Here is a 15,005-nt window from a genome sequence, read left to right on the forward strand (position 1 = left end):
ACAAAGCAAATCATAAGATAGAAAACACCACAAATAAACTACTAATAATAAACACAATAGCTAGAAAGCAAACATTCTTCTACACTCACTGACAAAAATTATTATTTAAAAAACTATACCTTATAAGTATAACGCTGGTATTAAAAAAGACAAAAAGTGACTTCGCACAGTTTTACACCACTTTTTTAAGAAAAGAATATTTGATTATTAAAAGGCTAGTGTCCCATAAAAAAGTTAGAAACAAAAAAACCACTAATCTCCGACTAGTGGTTTTTTTGTTATTCTGAAAGTTCATTTCCTTTATCATCTAAGAAATGGTATTCTAGATACGTGTAAGCGTCACGTGGAATTACTTTAACCCATTTTTTAAACTCTAAGTACCACTTAGCTCTAATAGATGGAATTCCTTTAGTTAAATAAGCAGCAACAAATGGATGCGTATTTAAGATAATTTTTTTCGACTTATCTTTCGAAATAATATTTTCTAGGTCAGCCTTTATTTTGTCAATAACAAGAATAGGAGCTTCGATTTCACCGTGTTCATTCGGATCTTCTTCTCTTGTTTCAATATTAACTTCAGGTCTAACACGTTGTCTAGTGATTTGAATTAATCCAAATTTACTAGGAGGCAAGATCTTGTGTTTTGCTTTATCATCACTCATTTCTTCTTTTAAGAAGTCGTATAGTGTCTTTCTATTCTCTGGGTTCCCCATGTCAATAAAATCCACTACGATAATCCCACCCATATCTCTTAATCTAAGCTGTCTAGCTATCTCAGCTGCAGCGATAAGGTTAACTTCAAGGGCAGTGTCTTCTTGAGACTGAGCTTTGTTTGAGCGATTTCCACTGTTTACATCTATGACGTGTAACGCCTCTGTATGTTCTATGATTAAATAAGCTCCCTTACTCATAGAAACAGTTCTACCAAAAGAAGTCTTGATCTGACGTTCGATATTATACTTTTCGAAAATCGGAACTTCTAATGATTGATAGTGCTTCACAATAGAAACTTTCGAAGGAGCTATCTCTTGCAAATAGTCTTTCGTTTGGTAATACATATCTTCATCATCAGTCATGATACCCGTGAAAGTATCATTAAACACATCCCTAAGAATAGATGATGCTTTATTAACCTCTCCTAATACTTTAGAAGGATGATGAGCTACGCTTAATTTTTTGCACATATTGTTCCAGCGAGTCATTAGGTTCTGCAGATCTTTTTCGATCTCAGCTACCTTCATTCCCTCTGCCACAGTACGTACTATTACTCCAAATCCCTTTGGTTTGATTGTTTGAAGAAGTTTCTTTAGACGTTCTTTTTCTTCTTTAGATTCTATCTTTTGAGAAATAGAGATTCTATTAGAGAAAGGAACTAAGACTACATAACGTCCTGCTATAGAAAGTTCAGAACTAATACGAGGTCCTTTAGTAGAAATAGGTTCTTTAACAATCTGAACTAATAAAGACTGATTAGCACTTAATACATCACTAACCACTCCATCTTTATCAATTTCTTCCTCAAAAGGAAAGTTCTTTAAGGAGTAATCTTTTAATTTACCTCCGCTTACAAGTTTAGTGAACTTCAGTAAAGTTCGAAGATTAGGACCTAGATCATGGTAATGCAAGAAAGCATCCTTCTCAAAGCCTACGTGAACGAATGCAGCATTAAGTCCTGCTACAGGTTTTCTAATCTTAGCGATAAAGATATCGCCAACTTGAAAACCATCATCTTCACTCTCTTCTCTCTCCCTGTGTAGTTCAATTAGTTTTCCATCTTTTAATAAGGCAAAATCTACTGTATCAGAATTCGACCTAACAATTAGCTCTTTATTCACACTGTACATTTTTATCCATACTCATCCATTACGATGTCTAAAAGACCAAATGAGTTTGTATAGATGGATTAAACATTAATACAGATATTTCTATCTGGAAAACTTACCTTTTGCAAGGCAAGTTTTTTCAGTATCTTTTTTCTACTAAAAGAAAAAAGTAGTTTTAAACTACTTTTTCTTTTTGTGACGGTTAGCTCTCGCTCTTTTTTTACGTTTGTGCGTCGCTACCTTATGTCTTTTTCTTTTTTTACCACTTGGCATAATGTGTGTAATTTAGAGATTAATAAATTATTTTACTTTTACTTCTGTGTTTGACTTTACGCCTTCTACAAACACCTTAGCTGGTTTGAATGCTGGGATATTGTGTGCAGGGATTCTGATAGTTGTGTTTTTAGAGATATTTCTTCCTGTTTTCTCAGCTCTAGTTTTAATAATAAAACTACCGAAACCTCTTAAATAAACATTTTCACCAGCTTCTAAAGATCCTTTTACTTCTTCCATAAAAGATTCTACTGTTGCCTGTACTTCACCTTTTTCAAGCCCTAATTTTTCTGAAATTTTAGCTACAATGTCTGCTTTCGTCATTTTAGATATAAATTATTTTGTTGTTGTCTGATATTTTTAGAGTGTGCAAATATATTAATTTATATCCCAATAATTCAACCTTAATTGATTAAAATTTAAATATATAAAGTTTTAAGTTTGCGTTCAATACTTTTTACAATGATTTTTTCTAATAAACTCATTACTTGGTACTTAGAAAACAAACGTTTTTTACCTTGGAGAGAAACTAAAAACCCTTACGCCATTTGGTTATCAGAAATAATACTGCAACAAACGCGAGTAGCGCAAGGTTTGCCCTATTTTGAAGCCTTTTTAACCACTTATCCTACTGTAAAAGATCTAGCAGATGCACCCGAAGATGATGTAATGCGCTTATGGCAAGGACTTGGCTACTACAGTAGAGCTAGAAACCTTCATGCAACAGCAAAAAAGGTAGCCTATGAACTAAATGGAGTATTTCCTCCTAATTATAAAGAACTACTTACATTAAAAGGTGTAGGAGAATATACTGCTGCAGCCATAGCCTCTATCGCTTATGATGAAGTAGTACCTGTAGTAGACGGCAATGTATTCAGAGTATTATCACGTGTATATGGTATCACTTCTGATATCTCTACCAATACTACTAAGAAAGAATTTCAAGCACTAGCGGCTACTCTAATTCCTCAGCATGACCCTGCGACCTTTAATCAAGCGATCATGGACTTCGGTGCGATACAATGCACCCCGAAGAGCCCTGACTGTCCATCATGCCCTTTTATTAAAGAGTGTGTAGCCTATCAGACTAATCAGGTGGCTGTACTCCCTATCAAACTAAGCAAGGTAAAGGTAAAAAAACGCTATTTAGACTTCATCATCTTCATTGATAAAGATGGTAATACTCATATAGAACAACGCACAGCTAAAGATATCTGGCAACAGCTATACCAATTTCCAGTATTCGACAGTTTCACTCATCATGTAGAAGATATAGACTCTGCACTGAGAGAGCGATACGACACCTTATATATAAAGGAGATAAAAGAACTGACGGCTGACGCTATCACACACCAGCTATCACATCAGAAGTTACACATCAAGTTCTGGTGCGTACAAATAGAAGCAACGCCTTCTGTACAAACGAGTTGGGAGGATTTAAATAAATTTGGATTTCCGATTGTAATTCATAACTTTATTACATCCTTAGATTTAAAAACACTAATATCCTAACACTATGAACGGCACCCTTAACAAAGTTACATTAATAGGTCACTTAGGTGATAACGTCAAGATGCATTACTTCGAAAATGGTAATTGTATAGGTCGTTTTCCGATTGCGACTAACGAAGTTTATGTCAATAAGACATCCGGAGAAAAATATACTTCTACAGAATGGCATAATCTAGTCGTCAAAAACAAAGCTGCTGAAGTGTGTGAGAAATATTTATCTAAGGGAGATCGCATCTATGTAGAAGGGAGAATACGCACCCGTCAATGGCAAGGAGAAGACGGTATGAATAGACAGACAGTAGAGATTATGGTAACAAAGTTTATGTTCTTAGATACCAAAAAAGAAAATGACTACAGACAAAAAACATCTTTTGAAGAAGAAAAAAAAGAGGCTGTAGACAATTTTAATATCCCTAAAGAGACTAATAATGACAATTTGCCGTTTTAAGTAGGTTACTACTTTGTAAACCTTAATCGAAATAAGAAAGATGAAATTCCAATATATAAGCACTTTACTATTATCTGTAGCCTTCTTCGCTGCCTGCAAAGAGGATACTACTCCTAAGCCAAATGCTTTCTTAGCTCTAGACTATCCTAATCAGGAATACAAGACTTATCAAAACGAAAACGGTTTTGAGTTTAGTCAAAATCAATGGTCTACTATTAAAGAGACTAAAAAGAATTCACTAGAAATACATTATCCACAGATGAAGGCTACCATCTTCATCAACTATAAGCCTGTAGAAAACAACTTAAATCTACTGCTAAAAGACGCACAGAAGCTTACTTATGAGCACTTCGTGAAGGCTGATGAGATTATAGAACAACCTTATATCAACTCTGATGACAGAGTATATGGGATGCTATATGATGTACAGGGAAATGCTGCTACGAATGTACAGTTCTACGCTACAGATAGTATAAAAAACTTTATCGTAGCCTCTCTATACTTCTATGCTAAACCAAACTATGACTCTATCTTACCTGCCACAGAATATGTAAAGAAAGATATGAGAACACTACTATAGACACTTAAATGGACTAGTAAACAGGAGGTAAACACACCTGCTATTAAATAGAATACATCTCGATTTTTATATTCCGATGGAGCTAGTCTGTATAGATTAGTTCCATTTTGTTTTTATAGGAGTCTTCTGCGTCATGTTAACTATATTTCTACATCATCAGTACATCATAACTCCGATAAAACATCCAAAATAACGGACTCACTACGGACTCACTACGGACTCATAACGGACTCACAACGGACTCACTCGCATTAAAACCAATAAAAAAAGCGAGTATGTATCAACACACTCGCTTTAGATCAAATATTTAAACAGATGAGGAATGCCCCTACTCTTATATTATTCTTATTATTTAGTAGCACTAACGCTCTCTACCTTATAAATCCCATTAGCGATCTTCTCTACAGTACCTACTAATGACTCTACACTCTGCTTAGACTCATCATAGTCTATCTCTGCAGTCTTAGTATCAAAGTCTACTTTAGCTAACTTCACTCCGTCTAACCCTGCTAACTTACCTTCTATTAGCTTGGCGCATCCTATCTCACACGTCATTCCATCGATCTTAAATGTAGTGTGCTCCACATTACCAGCTACTTCTGTAGATGCAGTAGATACTGACGCATCAGCCGTCTTCTCTTCATTCTTACACGATACTAATAATATAGCTCCTAACATCATGAAGCCTATTGACTTTACTATTTTCATCTTTGTGGTATTTTAAAATTACATTCTTGATAGTACAAAAATAAAAAAAGCAACCGATAATTCAGTTGCTTTTTCAATTCTATTATTTAGATAATCAATTATTTAAAATCCTCGTCAGTAACTCCTTCGTTGATTTTAACATCTGTAACGATATTAACAATCTCTATTCCTACATTTAATACTTGTTTAAAAGGTATTTTTACCCCTTTCACTTCTTTATAATCCTCATACTTAGTAGTCATATTCATTACTTGGCCACCTTGCTCTTGAGTCATTACAGCACCTACTTTAAGTCCAGTAGTCAAGTCATAATAGTAAACAGACTTACCAACTTTAACACCTACAGCATCTTTACCATTAAAAGACTCTACACCAGTAACAATAGCACTTTTATTAGCTTTCATTTTTAACTCAGGAAAAATTGTTGCTTCACTTTGTACTTCAGCTAATTTATCACCTGTAAGTTCCAGTTTTTGGCCTTGTTGCATTACATAACCAGCTTTTGGAGTCACTACTTGCTTAGATAAAGTATTCCCCATCATCTTCTGCTCTACTAAGATATATCCCTCTTTCATTTTAGATATAGATTCTAGTTTCATCCCTTGTACTTCAGCAGTACTAGTTATGGCAACAGATTTGATCTCTGCTACTTTCTTCTCTCCACCGATAGCGTTCAAATATTTATCTACTACAGAATTAACAGTTACTCCAGCAGGTACTGCTTTACTAAAGTCTGGCTTACTAGCTTCATCAGCCTCTTTAGTATAGTACTTAATAGGATAGCCTAATTTCTCTAATCCTGATAATACGTCACTACCTTTACCTACGATAACGATACGCATATTATCCTTAAGGAAATACTTCTGAGCAACTTTCTGTACATCTGCTATCGTTACAGCATTGATATTCTTAATGTAGTTCTCATAAAAATCAGCTGGAAGTTTATACAACTCTTTATTAAGAGCATATCTAGCTACAGTAGCAGGTTTCTGGATTTCCATCACGAAGTCCCCTACATATTTAGCTTTCGCTAACTTTAGTTCATCTTCTTTAACAGGAGTCGTACGGATAAGGTCTATCTCTTTTACAAACTCTGTTACAGCGCTATCTGTAACCACGTTACGCACTGCAGCTGTGGCTCTAAATTTACCAGGATACTTACGAGATGGACTTATAGAAGAGTACGCTCCATACGTCCAACCATGTGCTTCACGCAAGTTTAAGAAAAGACGGCCTTCTCCTCCACCTCCAAGAATTTGGTTAGCCAAAATAACAGCAAAATAATCCTTGTCTGTCATTTTTAATTCAACCTCATTTACTAATGCTATCTCAGACTGAACAGCATTAGGCATATCTACGAAGTTAATCTCTGTAGCACTAACATTCCCTTTATAGGCAACATCTTTATACTGTGTATTCGATTTATTCCAAGCCTCAAAAAGCCCCTTGATAGACTTCTCTGTCTTTTTATAATCAATATCACCTACTACTACTAAGTAAGCGTTCTCAGGAGAATAATATTTCTTAAAGTATGCTTGAACATCAGCAAAAGTCACATTGTTTAATGTCTTCTCCGTTTCGAATTCACCCACTGGAGTATTCTTTCCGTATAGCACAGCGTCTTCTACTCTACGAGCAATATTAGTCACACTGTTCTCACCAGACTTCACACCTTCGATAGCTTTTGCTTTAGCCTTATCGAATTCTTCTTGTGTCAGCACAGAGTTGATTACTCCATCAGCTAATAAGTTTAGAATAGTCTCATTGTGTTTAGACAATCCATTCGCTGAAGCACCGCCTGTATGGAAATTAATTCTAGCCCCCAAGAAATCTATTTCTTCTAAGAACTGATCTTTATTCATCTTCTTAGTCTCATTCCCCAACATCTCAGATAAGATAGAAGCTACTCCTGCTTTCTCCCCATCATAAATAAGTGGGTTATCAATACTCAATGTATAAGATACTCGAGGTAACTTCGTATTCTGAACAACCATCACCTTCATCCCATTCTTTAATACAAAAGAGGTAGGCTGTCCTACATGTACTACTGGCGCAGGCCCCGCTACAGGCTGTTTTCTATCTTGAGCTTGTACTTCTAAAGCTGCCAAAGCAAACACTACACTTGCAGCATAAATATATATTTTTTTCATTTCTAGTCTACAGTTAAAATTAGTTATTAGCTTTCTTTGTAGGGATATAATCCAAAATTAACCTTTGATTTTTATTCAGGTATTTTTTAGCTACATCGCGAATCTCTTCTCTAGTGATACTTCTATAGATATCTATATTCGTATTAATTAGATTAACATCACCGTACAATAGGTAATAAGAAGCAAGATTCTCAGCTAATCCTTCTACATTAGAGTTAGAATCAACATATTGCTTTTCGAAAACGTTCTGAAGTTTCTGGAAGTCACGCTCTGAAATCAACTCAGTCTGTAATTTCTCGATTTCTTCATCAATCTCTTTAATTAAATCAGCCGAAGCAAAACCTTGCATCGGAATACCGTAAATAAAGTAGATTCCATAATCTTCTTGACTTAAGTTAAATGAAGCCATTTCTAAAGCCATCTTCTTTTGGTCAACTACTTTTTTATACAATCTAGAACTTTTCCCTCCTGATAAAATAGACGAGATCATATCTAACACACGAGCATCACGAGTCTTCATAGATGGTGTACGATATGCTTCTACTAACATTGGAAGTTGAATATTCGGATCTTGAAACTCAGCGTGAATTTCTTTTGTTATAGGAGCTTCCTCAAATTTGTTTTTTACAACAGGACTTCCTTTAGCAATAGGTCCAAAATATTGTTTAATCCACGTTTTTGCTTGATCTTTCTCAAAATCACCAGCTACAACTAAAACAGCGTTATTTGGTAAATAAAACTTCTTGTTAAAAGCTAAGAACTCATCTAAAGTAGCAGCATCTAAGTGTTCCATAGATCCAATAGGTGCCCAGCGATAAGGGTGCTTAACGAATAGATTTTTCTTCACCTCTGAGAATAATTGACCATAAGGTTGATTATCTACACGTAGTCTCTTTTCTTCTTTTACTACTTCATTCTGAGTAGTTACACCTATCTGATTAATGATAGGGTGCATCAGACGCTCAGACTCCATCCAAAGTCCAAGCTCTAAATTATTAGAAGGGAATACTTCATAATAATAAGTACGGTCATCAGAAGTATTAGCATTATTATTCCCCCCATTAGCAGTTACTATCTTAAACCACTCACCGCGCTCGATATTCTTCGTTCCTTCAAACAATAAGTGTTCAAAAAAGTGAGCAAATCCTGTTCTATCAGGGTTTTCATCTTTAGCCCCTACATGATACATCACTGATGTCACTACTACAGGAGCCGATTTGTCTTGATGTAAGATAACGTGTAATCCGTTATCTAAAGTGTACTGCTCGAATTCCACTTTTTGAGCTAAGGCAGATATTCCGAAGAATAATGAGCCTAAAACCAATAAAGATTTTTTCATTCTACAATATTTTGAAATTAGGTTATAACCTAATAAGTAGCCATATTTTAAATTATGTTACACTATTTCTAAAATATTTTTATATTTTATTAAATAAACAGTCCAATACACCACCAAATTGACATTCATCGACAGTACTAAATAAACTTCATCAAACAGATAACACCGCCATCAAAGGCATAGATCTACTACTAATGATCTATCACACCTCGCCTTAAGCAAACTTTATAAGATAATGAAGTATAACAGAACTAACTCATTTACACCAAAATAGAAATAAAAAATATTCTAAATGGGAGGTGTAAAACTTTTGTAAATAAGAAATTAAATGTATATTTGCACCCTTAATAAACATTTTAATTTTTTGTTATGTACGCAATCGTAGAGATAGCAGGGCAACAATTCAAAGTTAGCAAAGACCAAAAAGTGTATGTACACCGTTTAGCAACTGAAGAAGGATCAAAAGTTACTTTTGACAAAGTTCTTTTAGTTGATGACAACAACAACATCACTCTAGGCGCCCCAGCTATAGAAGGTGCTTCTGTGGAAGCTAAAGTTTTACAACACCTACAAGGTGACAAAGTAATCGTTTTCAAAAAGAAAAGAAGAAAAGGTTACAAAAAGAAAAACGGACACAGACAAGCTTTAACTCAAATTGTTATTGAGGGAATCAATGCAGGAGGAGCTAAAAAGAAAGCAACTAAAAAAGAAACTGCTGAAGCAGCTGAGTAATTAACAAACTAAATTTAAAACGTCATGGCACACAAAAAAGGTGTAGGTAGTTCTAAGAATGGTAGAGAATCAGAATCGAAACGTTTAGGCGTTAAGATTTATGGTGGTCAAGCAGCTATCGCTGGAAATATCATCGTTAGACAAAGAGGTTCTAAGCACAATGCTGGTGAAAACGTTTACATGGGGAAAGATCATACTTTACATGCAAAAGTTGACGGTGTTGTTAAATTCCAAAAGAAAAAAGACAACAAGTCTTACGTTTCTATTTTACCATTTGAAGCTTAAGAATCAAACTTATTTATTTGTTTAAGACAAATAAATAGAAAACATAGAGAAGGCGCTATAATTAATTATAGCGCCTTTTTTTGTGCACTATAGTCTCGCATCTCACCTCCTTACTTTCTTTGCTCTTCAAAAAAACTAATAAAGCTCTTTAGATTATCTATTTTATTTAGATTCATTACAATAAACACCATCCCCTAAAACAACATAACAAACTATAAATCAGTACTTAATATTAATTATTTAGACAAAATAAAAATAACTATTGTAGAATTAGATATTTTATTTACATTTGTTCTAAATAATTAAACAATCTAACTTATTAAAAATGAAGATTAAAAAAGTACTTTCGTTATTTGCAATCACTGCATTTTTGTTGACGAGTTGTTCTAGTGATGATAACGAAATCATCAGACCAGAACAAAAAGATCAAGTAGAGGTAAGTAAAGAATCTCCAGTTCTAGGTGATTATTCATTCAATCACGCTGGTAACCCTATCCCTTTTCATTTTGAAAAGACTACAATCACTATGAAGATGTCAGGAATGGCAGGTAGTGGTCAAGATGATGAAATATTTAATGTTATTACAACATACAAGAATGCAGAAGGTGTTCTAAAAACTGTTGCTAAAAATAAAGACAACAATGAATACAAAGCATTCTTTTTTAGAGATATTAAAGATAATAAAAGTGAGTTTTTATTAAATATCGATTTGACAGCTAAAACAGAAATAGAGGCAATTAAAGCAGCTTACCCAGCAAAAGATGTTATAGTTGAGCATGATAAAGGTCAATTTGGTTGGTTACCTATGACTAAAGGCGCTATAGTAGAACCTATTCTATTACCTATCAATGGTAAATACTCATTCTCCGCAACTACTCCTCAAGGGACATTCTCTTATTATTACGATTTCTCTAATGATGTAATAAACTTTAGTGGTGATTACAATATGACTGTACTAGCTCACAATAAAAACACCAATAAAATCCTACTAGTAGGCAAAGATGAAAAAGTAAAAGACTTTTACTACGTTATTCAGTTAAAAAATATTGTTGATAATAAAGTGGATGTTGCTCGTCTAACATACAAGGCTACTTCAGAAGGACTTACACCTAAACAACAAGCTGAAAAAGAATTCGCTAGTCAAGAAGAGATTAAAGCTAATTTCACAACATATACTAAAGATGAAGGAACAAACAATACAGCTTTCGCTAACTTAAAAGGAAGTTATGTCACAGAAAAAATGGGACCAACTAAAATAGGTTACTATACTTTCAGAATGGGAGAAGATAAAGAAGCTTTTCTTTTTGTTGCAGATATGGCAGGTTCTGGAGAATTCAAAGAAAGCGCTTCTTTTAACTTAGAAAGAGTATTTGCAGATGAGAAATCAGGACAACTAATATACAAAGTAATCTCTGCTAAAGGATATTATGAAGGAAGAGAAGGCCAATACTTAACTTTTTATGTAAAAGACATCGCTGCTGATGGTTCTAAAGCTACATTTGCTATAGCTACTAAACAAGTTAAAGATGACAAAGGAAACTTACTAGATAGCAACTCTATATTAAAAAGCAAAGGGGACGTTGTAGGAAAAACTTTAGAGGAAGCTAAATCAATTAAAGCTCCTGAAGCGAACAAAGTATTCGTTCCTAAAGATGGAATGTCCAAATACGCACATCTTTGGATACCTACTACAAGAGAGTAATTTAATTTCACAGATATTTTAAGCTAAAAAAAGAGGTAATAGTTCAATACTATTACCTCTTTTTGATATATTATAATCGATATAATCTTATCTATCGTTTCCCTTTATCATATTATACAACTCTAAAGCTTTACCATCAGTCAGCATAGAGATAAAGTGACATATATTCATTAAACGCACATACACACTATCACTCTCTATTCTATACTTATCTGGTAATAGAGACATAATCAATAAATCATACTGGCTCTCCTCTCCGTAATAGACGTTATTTACAGCTGATGTAAACGCTTCTAACAGAGCATTGATTACTTTATATCCTACTATCTCCTTTTCTATTACCTCACGGCTCTGGTATACTTTATTAATACTCACAGACAGAATATCTTTCATCTGAGCGATATAACTACACTTCTCCGTTAAGGCATAAGGATACTCACCTGCTAATATCTTATCTTCATTCTCTAAGAATACTCTACACACATCCTGTATCAAACTCCCTATCGCTAAAGCCCTTAAATAACTCACTCTATCCTCCTTAGAAGCTAACTGAGCATAAGTCTGTGGGTTAATGCTGTTCTGAACGATCTTAATTAGAAACTCTAAAGCGTGCTCTTCTGGTATCCATCCGAGATTAATACCGTCTTCGAAGTCTGTTATAGTATAACATATATCGTCTGCTGCTTCAACCAAGAAAGCCAAAGGGTGTCTAAAATATGCTGCTTCAGTACGATCGTCTTTAGATATAAGACCTAGTTCATTCGCTACATCAATAAATGCCTCTTTATCCTCTTGAAAGAAGCCATATTTCTTATCTGAGATATCTCTAGTCAATTTCTTAGGCAAACTCTCTTTAGGATACTTCATAAAGGCTCCAAGAGTAGCATAAGAGATTCTCAAACCACCTGCCATACCAGGACGACTCTTCGTCAGTATAGCAAAACCATTTGCATTACCTTCAAAGTCAATCAAGTCTTGCCATTCCTTATCTGTTACCTGATCTCTATACTTAGCTCCTAGTCCTCGTTTAAAGAAGTCCCCTATCGCACGTTCACCAGAGTGCCCAAATGGAGGATTACCAATATCGTGTGCTAATGAAGCCGCTGCTACTATAGCCCCGAAGTCATTTACTGTATATCCGTATTCTTCTGCTAAATAAGTATATTTATTTAAAAGACTAGAACCTACTATTCTACCTAAAGAACGTCCTACCACAGACACTTCTAAACTATGTGTCAATCTAGTGTGAACAAAGTTCGTCTTAGACAGAGGGATTACTTGTGTTTTATCTTGTAAACTTCTAAATGGTGATGAAAAGATGATTCTATCATAGTCCACCTCAAACCCTATACGAGTCTCTAGTTCATCTAATCTATTTCTAACAAAAGTGTCACCATACTTCTTTAGTGATAGTAACTTTTCCCATTTCATCATAAGCAAATGTTCAACTAGTTATTTTGATCAGCCTCTAATAATAATTGGCTATTTATAATATTATCTTTTACTGTTTTGAATACATGATTCTTTGCCTCTGCATAAGAAACGTCATATATTCTCGTTAATGTTCTATACTCTTCTGGATATTCCTTTAGCAACTTATCGTAATAGAAGTCAAGAGCCTCTTTATTCGGAGCTGTATATTCTAACTGTAACTCAAAGCGTCTAACTAAAGCTTCATCGATCATGTGTATCTGATTCGTAGCTGCCATAAGAATAGACTTCTGTGGTAGATTATCTATCAACTGTAAGATAGCATTCACTACACGTTTCATCTCACTGTTATCCTTATTGTCATAATCTCTAATCTGGCCTAATGAGTCAAACTCATCAAAGAATAGGACAGAACTCTCGTATTGAATTTCTTTAAATAAACTCTCAATATTCTTAGCCGTTTCTCCTAGCTTGGAAGAAACAATAGTAGCAAGATTAACAATGATAAGTTTCTTATCTAAATGTTTAGCAATAGCCTTAGCTGTCATGGTCTTACCACATCCTGTCTTACCATAAAGTAATATCTTATTACTAACAGGTAGATTATACTTCATCAGTATATCACGGTATTTATACTCTTTTAGAAATTGAGTAATCTCAGCTTTTACGTTGTCATTAAACATGACATCGTCTAAAGAAATCTTAGTGCGATCTATATAATATAAAGAACTCATATTAAACAATAAATTTGTTGTGTGTTAATCCACAAATATACTGCTTATATTCCTCGATTAACCCCTCCAGAAAAGAGAAAAAAAGAACATTTTAGTATATTCACAACTAATCCCCTAAATAAAACCATTCCGCCTTGATTAGAAATAACGAGCGCGAATAGTAATCTGATAAAGCGTCATTCCGCCATCTTTATTTCTATAGAAATCAAAATGATTTGATCTCGTCTGTTTACCTTTAACTTCCTTTATATTTACACTAAACGCAGGAAACTCAGCACTTCTCCATTTGCCTTCTTCATCTAAATATAACTTTCTGTCTTGCTCAGATGTGATTTCTGTATCATCAGTTATCACTCCATCTTCTATATAATAATCTATGTGATAACGACTGCTATCTCCGTTTTTTATTAAATCAAATGCTTGAGTTATTAGTTCCCTCTTATCTTCTAACAATTCCTTTTTATCAATAACTATATAATCACCTATATTATCATTATCTATTTCTAAGTTCACTTTCAGATTATCTGATAGATACTTCTCCCATTTACTTCCTTCTGTACTTGGTAAAAATATCTGTTCTGTGAAATACTGCAAATACTTCTCTAATTGAACGAAGTTATAATACTTACCATTCTTCCCCTTTAAGCTAACATAATAACTATCTTCTAGAGGTTCGTCAGTAATTTTTAAACTAAACATATCCAAATCAATATGAGGTTCAAGCATATCTTCAATTAATACCTCCCCTTTAGTATTTAAAAGATAGGTATCTCCTCCTAGAAGTACATTATGTCTATCACCATTCCTCCCTATATTATCTTTTACAGCACCTTTTAGAGCATATAGCATACCATTATGCACTTTGGTTAACCCTGAATATATAGGTTCTATGACCACTTTTCCTTTATCATTATACAAACCAACTAACTCTCTGTCTTTATCTGTAAAACGAATGTAATTCTCACTAGAATAATCAGGAGCGACTACATCATAATAATATACATGATCTATTCTTATATCTTCTCCATTATCTTGTTTGATTAGATAATATATATCTAATCCTATATCTTTCTCATCTATTATAGTGCGGATACGATTACTATTTTTTACAACTTTAGGTTTAGAAGGGTAGTTGTTCTCCTGATAATAATTCTGATACACAAAAACACCAATCCCCAATAATAACAATCCTCCTACAATAGAGAATATCTTTCTCATAGCTTATTTCTTTAACAGTAAATATAACGATTATCTTACAGAACATAAACAAAAAAAGGAGTGACTATTC

The 15,005-nt window shown here is 34.0% G+C and carries 14 protein-coding genes; 6 read left to right on the forward strand and 8 right to left on the reverse strand.

Annotation, left to right across the window (positions count from 1 at the left end; translation table 11 throughout):
* Nucleotides 1-278: 278 nt before the first annotated feature.
* Both MODO_RS00445 and MODO_RS00450 read right to left on the reverse strand, forming a co-directional pair.
* Complete coding sequence (locus tag MODO_RS00445) at nt 279-1,835, reverse strand: Rne/Rng family ribonuclease (protein ID WP_006257397.1); 1,557 nt, start codon at nt 1,833-1,835, stop codon at nt 279-281.
* A gap of 288 nt (nt 1,836-2,123) precedes the next feature.
* Complete coding sequence (locus MODO_RS00450) at nt 2,124-2,420, reverse strand: HU family DNA-binding protein (protein WP_006257401.1); 297 nt, start codon at nt 2,418-2,420, stop codon at nt 2,124-2,126.
* Between the two features lie 117 nt (nt 2,421-2,537).
* On the opposite strand from MODO_RS00450, the gene mutY reads away from it, so the two are divergent.
* Genes mutY through gldD form a run of 3 tightly spaced genes read left to right on the forward strand, consistent with a single transcriptional unit; the run spans nt 2,538 to nt 4,636 of the window.
* Nucleotides 2,538-3,608, forward strand: a complete 1,071-nt coding sequence (gene mutY, locus MODO_RS00455) for an A/G-specific adenine glycosylase (protein WP_006257402.1) — start codon at nt 2,538-2,540, stop codon at nt 3,606-3,608.
* Nucleotides 3,609-3,612: 4 nt separating this feature from the next.
* Nucleotides 3,613-4,056 (forward strand): single-stranded DNA-binding protein, encoded by a 444-nt coding sequence (locus tag MODO_RS00460; protein ID WP_006257403.1) that lies wholly within the window; start codon nt 3,613-3,615, stop codon nt 4,054-4,056.
* Nucleotides 4,057-4,096: 40 nt separating this feature from the next.
* Complete coding sequence (gldD, locus tag MODO_RS00465) at nt 4,097-4,636, forward strand: gliding motility lipoprotein GldD (protein ID WP_059050593.1); 540 nt, start codon at nt 4,097-4,099, stop codon at nt 4,634-4,636.
* Between the two features lie 348 nt (nt 4,637-4,984).
* Here the strand turns inward: gldD and MODO_RS00470 are convergent, their stop codons facing one another.
* The 3 genes from MODO_RS00470 to MODO_RS00480 all read right to left on the reverse strand — a co-directional run bounded on the left by MODO_RS00470 (nt 4,985) and on the right by MODO_RS00480 (nt 8,833).
* Complete coding sequence (locus MODO_RS00470) at nt 4,985-5,344, reverse strand: heavy-metal-associated domain-containing protein (RefSeq protein ID WP_006257405.1); 360 nt, start codon at nt 5,342-5,344, stop codon at nt 4,985-4,987.
* Nucleotides 5,345-5,442: 98 nt separating this feature from the next.
* Entirely contained in the window at nt 5,443-7,494 is a 2,052-nt protein-coding gene (locus MODO_RS00475) for a M16 family metallopeptidase (protein ID WP_059050595.1), read from the reverse strand.
* A 19-nt stretch (nt 7,495-7,513) separates the two neighbouring features.
* A complete protein-coding gene (locus tag MODO_RS00480; protein ID WP_006257407.1) occupies nt 7,514-8,833 on the reverse strand; it encodes a M16 family metallopeptidase in 1,320 nt (439 codons plus the stop codon).
* 369 nt (nt 8,834-9,202) lie between these two features.
* Between MODO_RS00480 and rplU the strand changes: the two genes are divergently transcribed.
* The 3 genes from rplU to MODO_RS00495 all read left to right on the forward strand — a co-directional run bounded on the left by rplU (nt 9,203) and on the right by MODO_RS00495 (nt 11,552).
* On the forward strand, nt 9,203-9,565 hold the full coding sequence (gene rplU / locus MODO_RS00485) for a 50S ribosomal protein L21 (protein ID WP_006257408.1): 363 nt from the start codon (nt 9,203-9,205) through the stop codon (nt 9,563-9,565).
* A gap of 24 nt (nt 9,566-9,589) precedes the next feature.
* Nucleotides 9,590-9,850, forward strand: coding sequence for a 50S ribosomal protein L27 (gene rpmA / locus MODO_RS00490; protein WP_006257409.1), 261 nt, complete (start codon nt 9,590-9,592; stop codon nt 9,848-9,850).
* Nucleotides 9,851-10,175: 325 nt separating this feature from the next.
* Nucleotides 10,176-11,552 (forward strand): hypothetical protein, encoded by a 1,377-nt coding sequence (locus tag MODO_RS00495; RefSeq protein WP_006257410.1) that lies wholly within the window; start codon nt 10,176-10,178, stop codon nt 11,550-11,552.
* 87 nt (nt 11,553-11,639) lie between these two features.
* Here the strand turns inward: MODO_RS00495 and dgt are convergent, their stop codons facing one another.
* The 3 genes from dgt to MODO_RS00510 form a co-directional block, all read right to left on the reverse strand.
* A complete protein-coding gene (dgt, locus tag MODO_RS00500; protein WP_006260550.1) occupies nt 11,640-12,986 on the reverse strand; it encodes a dGTP triphosphohydrolase in 1,347 nt (448 codons plus the stop codon).
* Between the two features lie 14 nt (nt 12,987-13,000).
* Nucleotides 13,001-13,717, reverse strand: coding sequence for an AAA family ATPase (locus MODO_RS00505; RefSeq protein WP_006257413.1), 717 nt, complete (start codon nt 13,715-13,717; stop codon nt 13,001-13,003).
* Between the two features lie 138 nt (nt 13,718-13,855).
* Nucleotides 13,856-14,935 carry a hypothetical protein gene (locus MODO_RS00510; protein ID WP_006257414.1) on the reverse strand — a complete coding sequence of 360 codons (1,080 nt, stop codon included), beginning with the start codon at nt 14,933-14,935 and terminating at the stop codon, nt 13,856-13,858.
* Nucleotides 14,936-15,005 lie beyond the last annotated feature (70 nt).

The organism is Myroides odoratimimus (assembly GCF_001485415.1).
GTDB classification, from domain to species: Bacteria; Bacteroidota; Bacteroidia; order Flavobacteriales; family Flavobacteriaceae; genus Flavobacterium; species Flavobacterium odoratimimum.

Bases quoted from the DNA above. Each gene is read 5' to 3' on its own strand.
- MODO_RS00450 (WP_006257401.1), bottom strand. From the start codon at position 2,420: ATGACGAAAGCAGACATTGTAGCTAAAATTTCAGAAAAATTAGGGCTT.
- MODO_RS00460 (WP_006257403.1), top strand. From the start codon at position 3,613: ATGAACGGCACCCTTAACAAAGTTACATTAATAGGTCACTTAGGTGAT.
- gldD (WP_059050593.1), top strand. From the start codon at position 4,097: ATGAAATTCCAATATATAAGCACTTTACTATTATCTGTAGCCTTCTTC.
- MODO_RS00470 (WP_006257405.1), bottom strand. From the start codon at position 5,344: ATGAAAATAGTAAAGTCAATAGGCTTCATGATGTTAGGAGCTATATTA.
- MODO_RS00475 (WP_059050595.1), bottom strand. From the start codon at position 7,494: ATGAAAAAAATATATATTTATGCTGCAAGTGTAGTGTTTGCTTTGGCA.
- MODO_RS00480 (WP_006257407.1), bottom strand. From the start codon at position 8,833: ATGAAAAAATCTTTATTGGTTTTAGGCTCATTATTCTTCGGAATATCT.
- rplU (WP_006257408.1), top strand. From the start codon at position 9,203: ATGTACGCAATCGTAGAGATAGCAGGGCAACAATTCAAAGTTAGCAAA.
- rpmA (WP_006257409.1), top strand. From the start codon at position 9,590: ATGGCACACAAAAAAGGTGTAGGTAGTTCTAAGAATGGTAGAGAATCA.
- MODO_RS00495 (WP_006257410.1), top strand. From the start codon at position 10,176: ATGAAGATTAAAAAAGTACTTTCGTTATTTGCAATCACTGCATTTTTG.
- dgt (WP_006260550.1), bottom strand. From the start codon at position 12,986: ATGATGAAATGGGAAAAGTTACTATCACTAAAGAAGTATGGTGACACT.
- MODO_RS00505 (WP_006257413.1), bottom strand. From the start codon at position 13,717: ATGAGTTCTTTATATTATATAGATCGCACTAAGATTTCTTTAGACGAT.
- MODO_RS00510 (WP_006257414.1), bottom strand. From the start codon at position 14,935: ATGAGAAAGATATTCTCTATTGTAGGAGGATTGTTATTATTGGGGATT.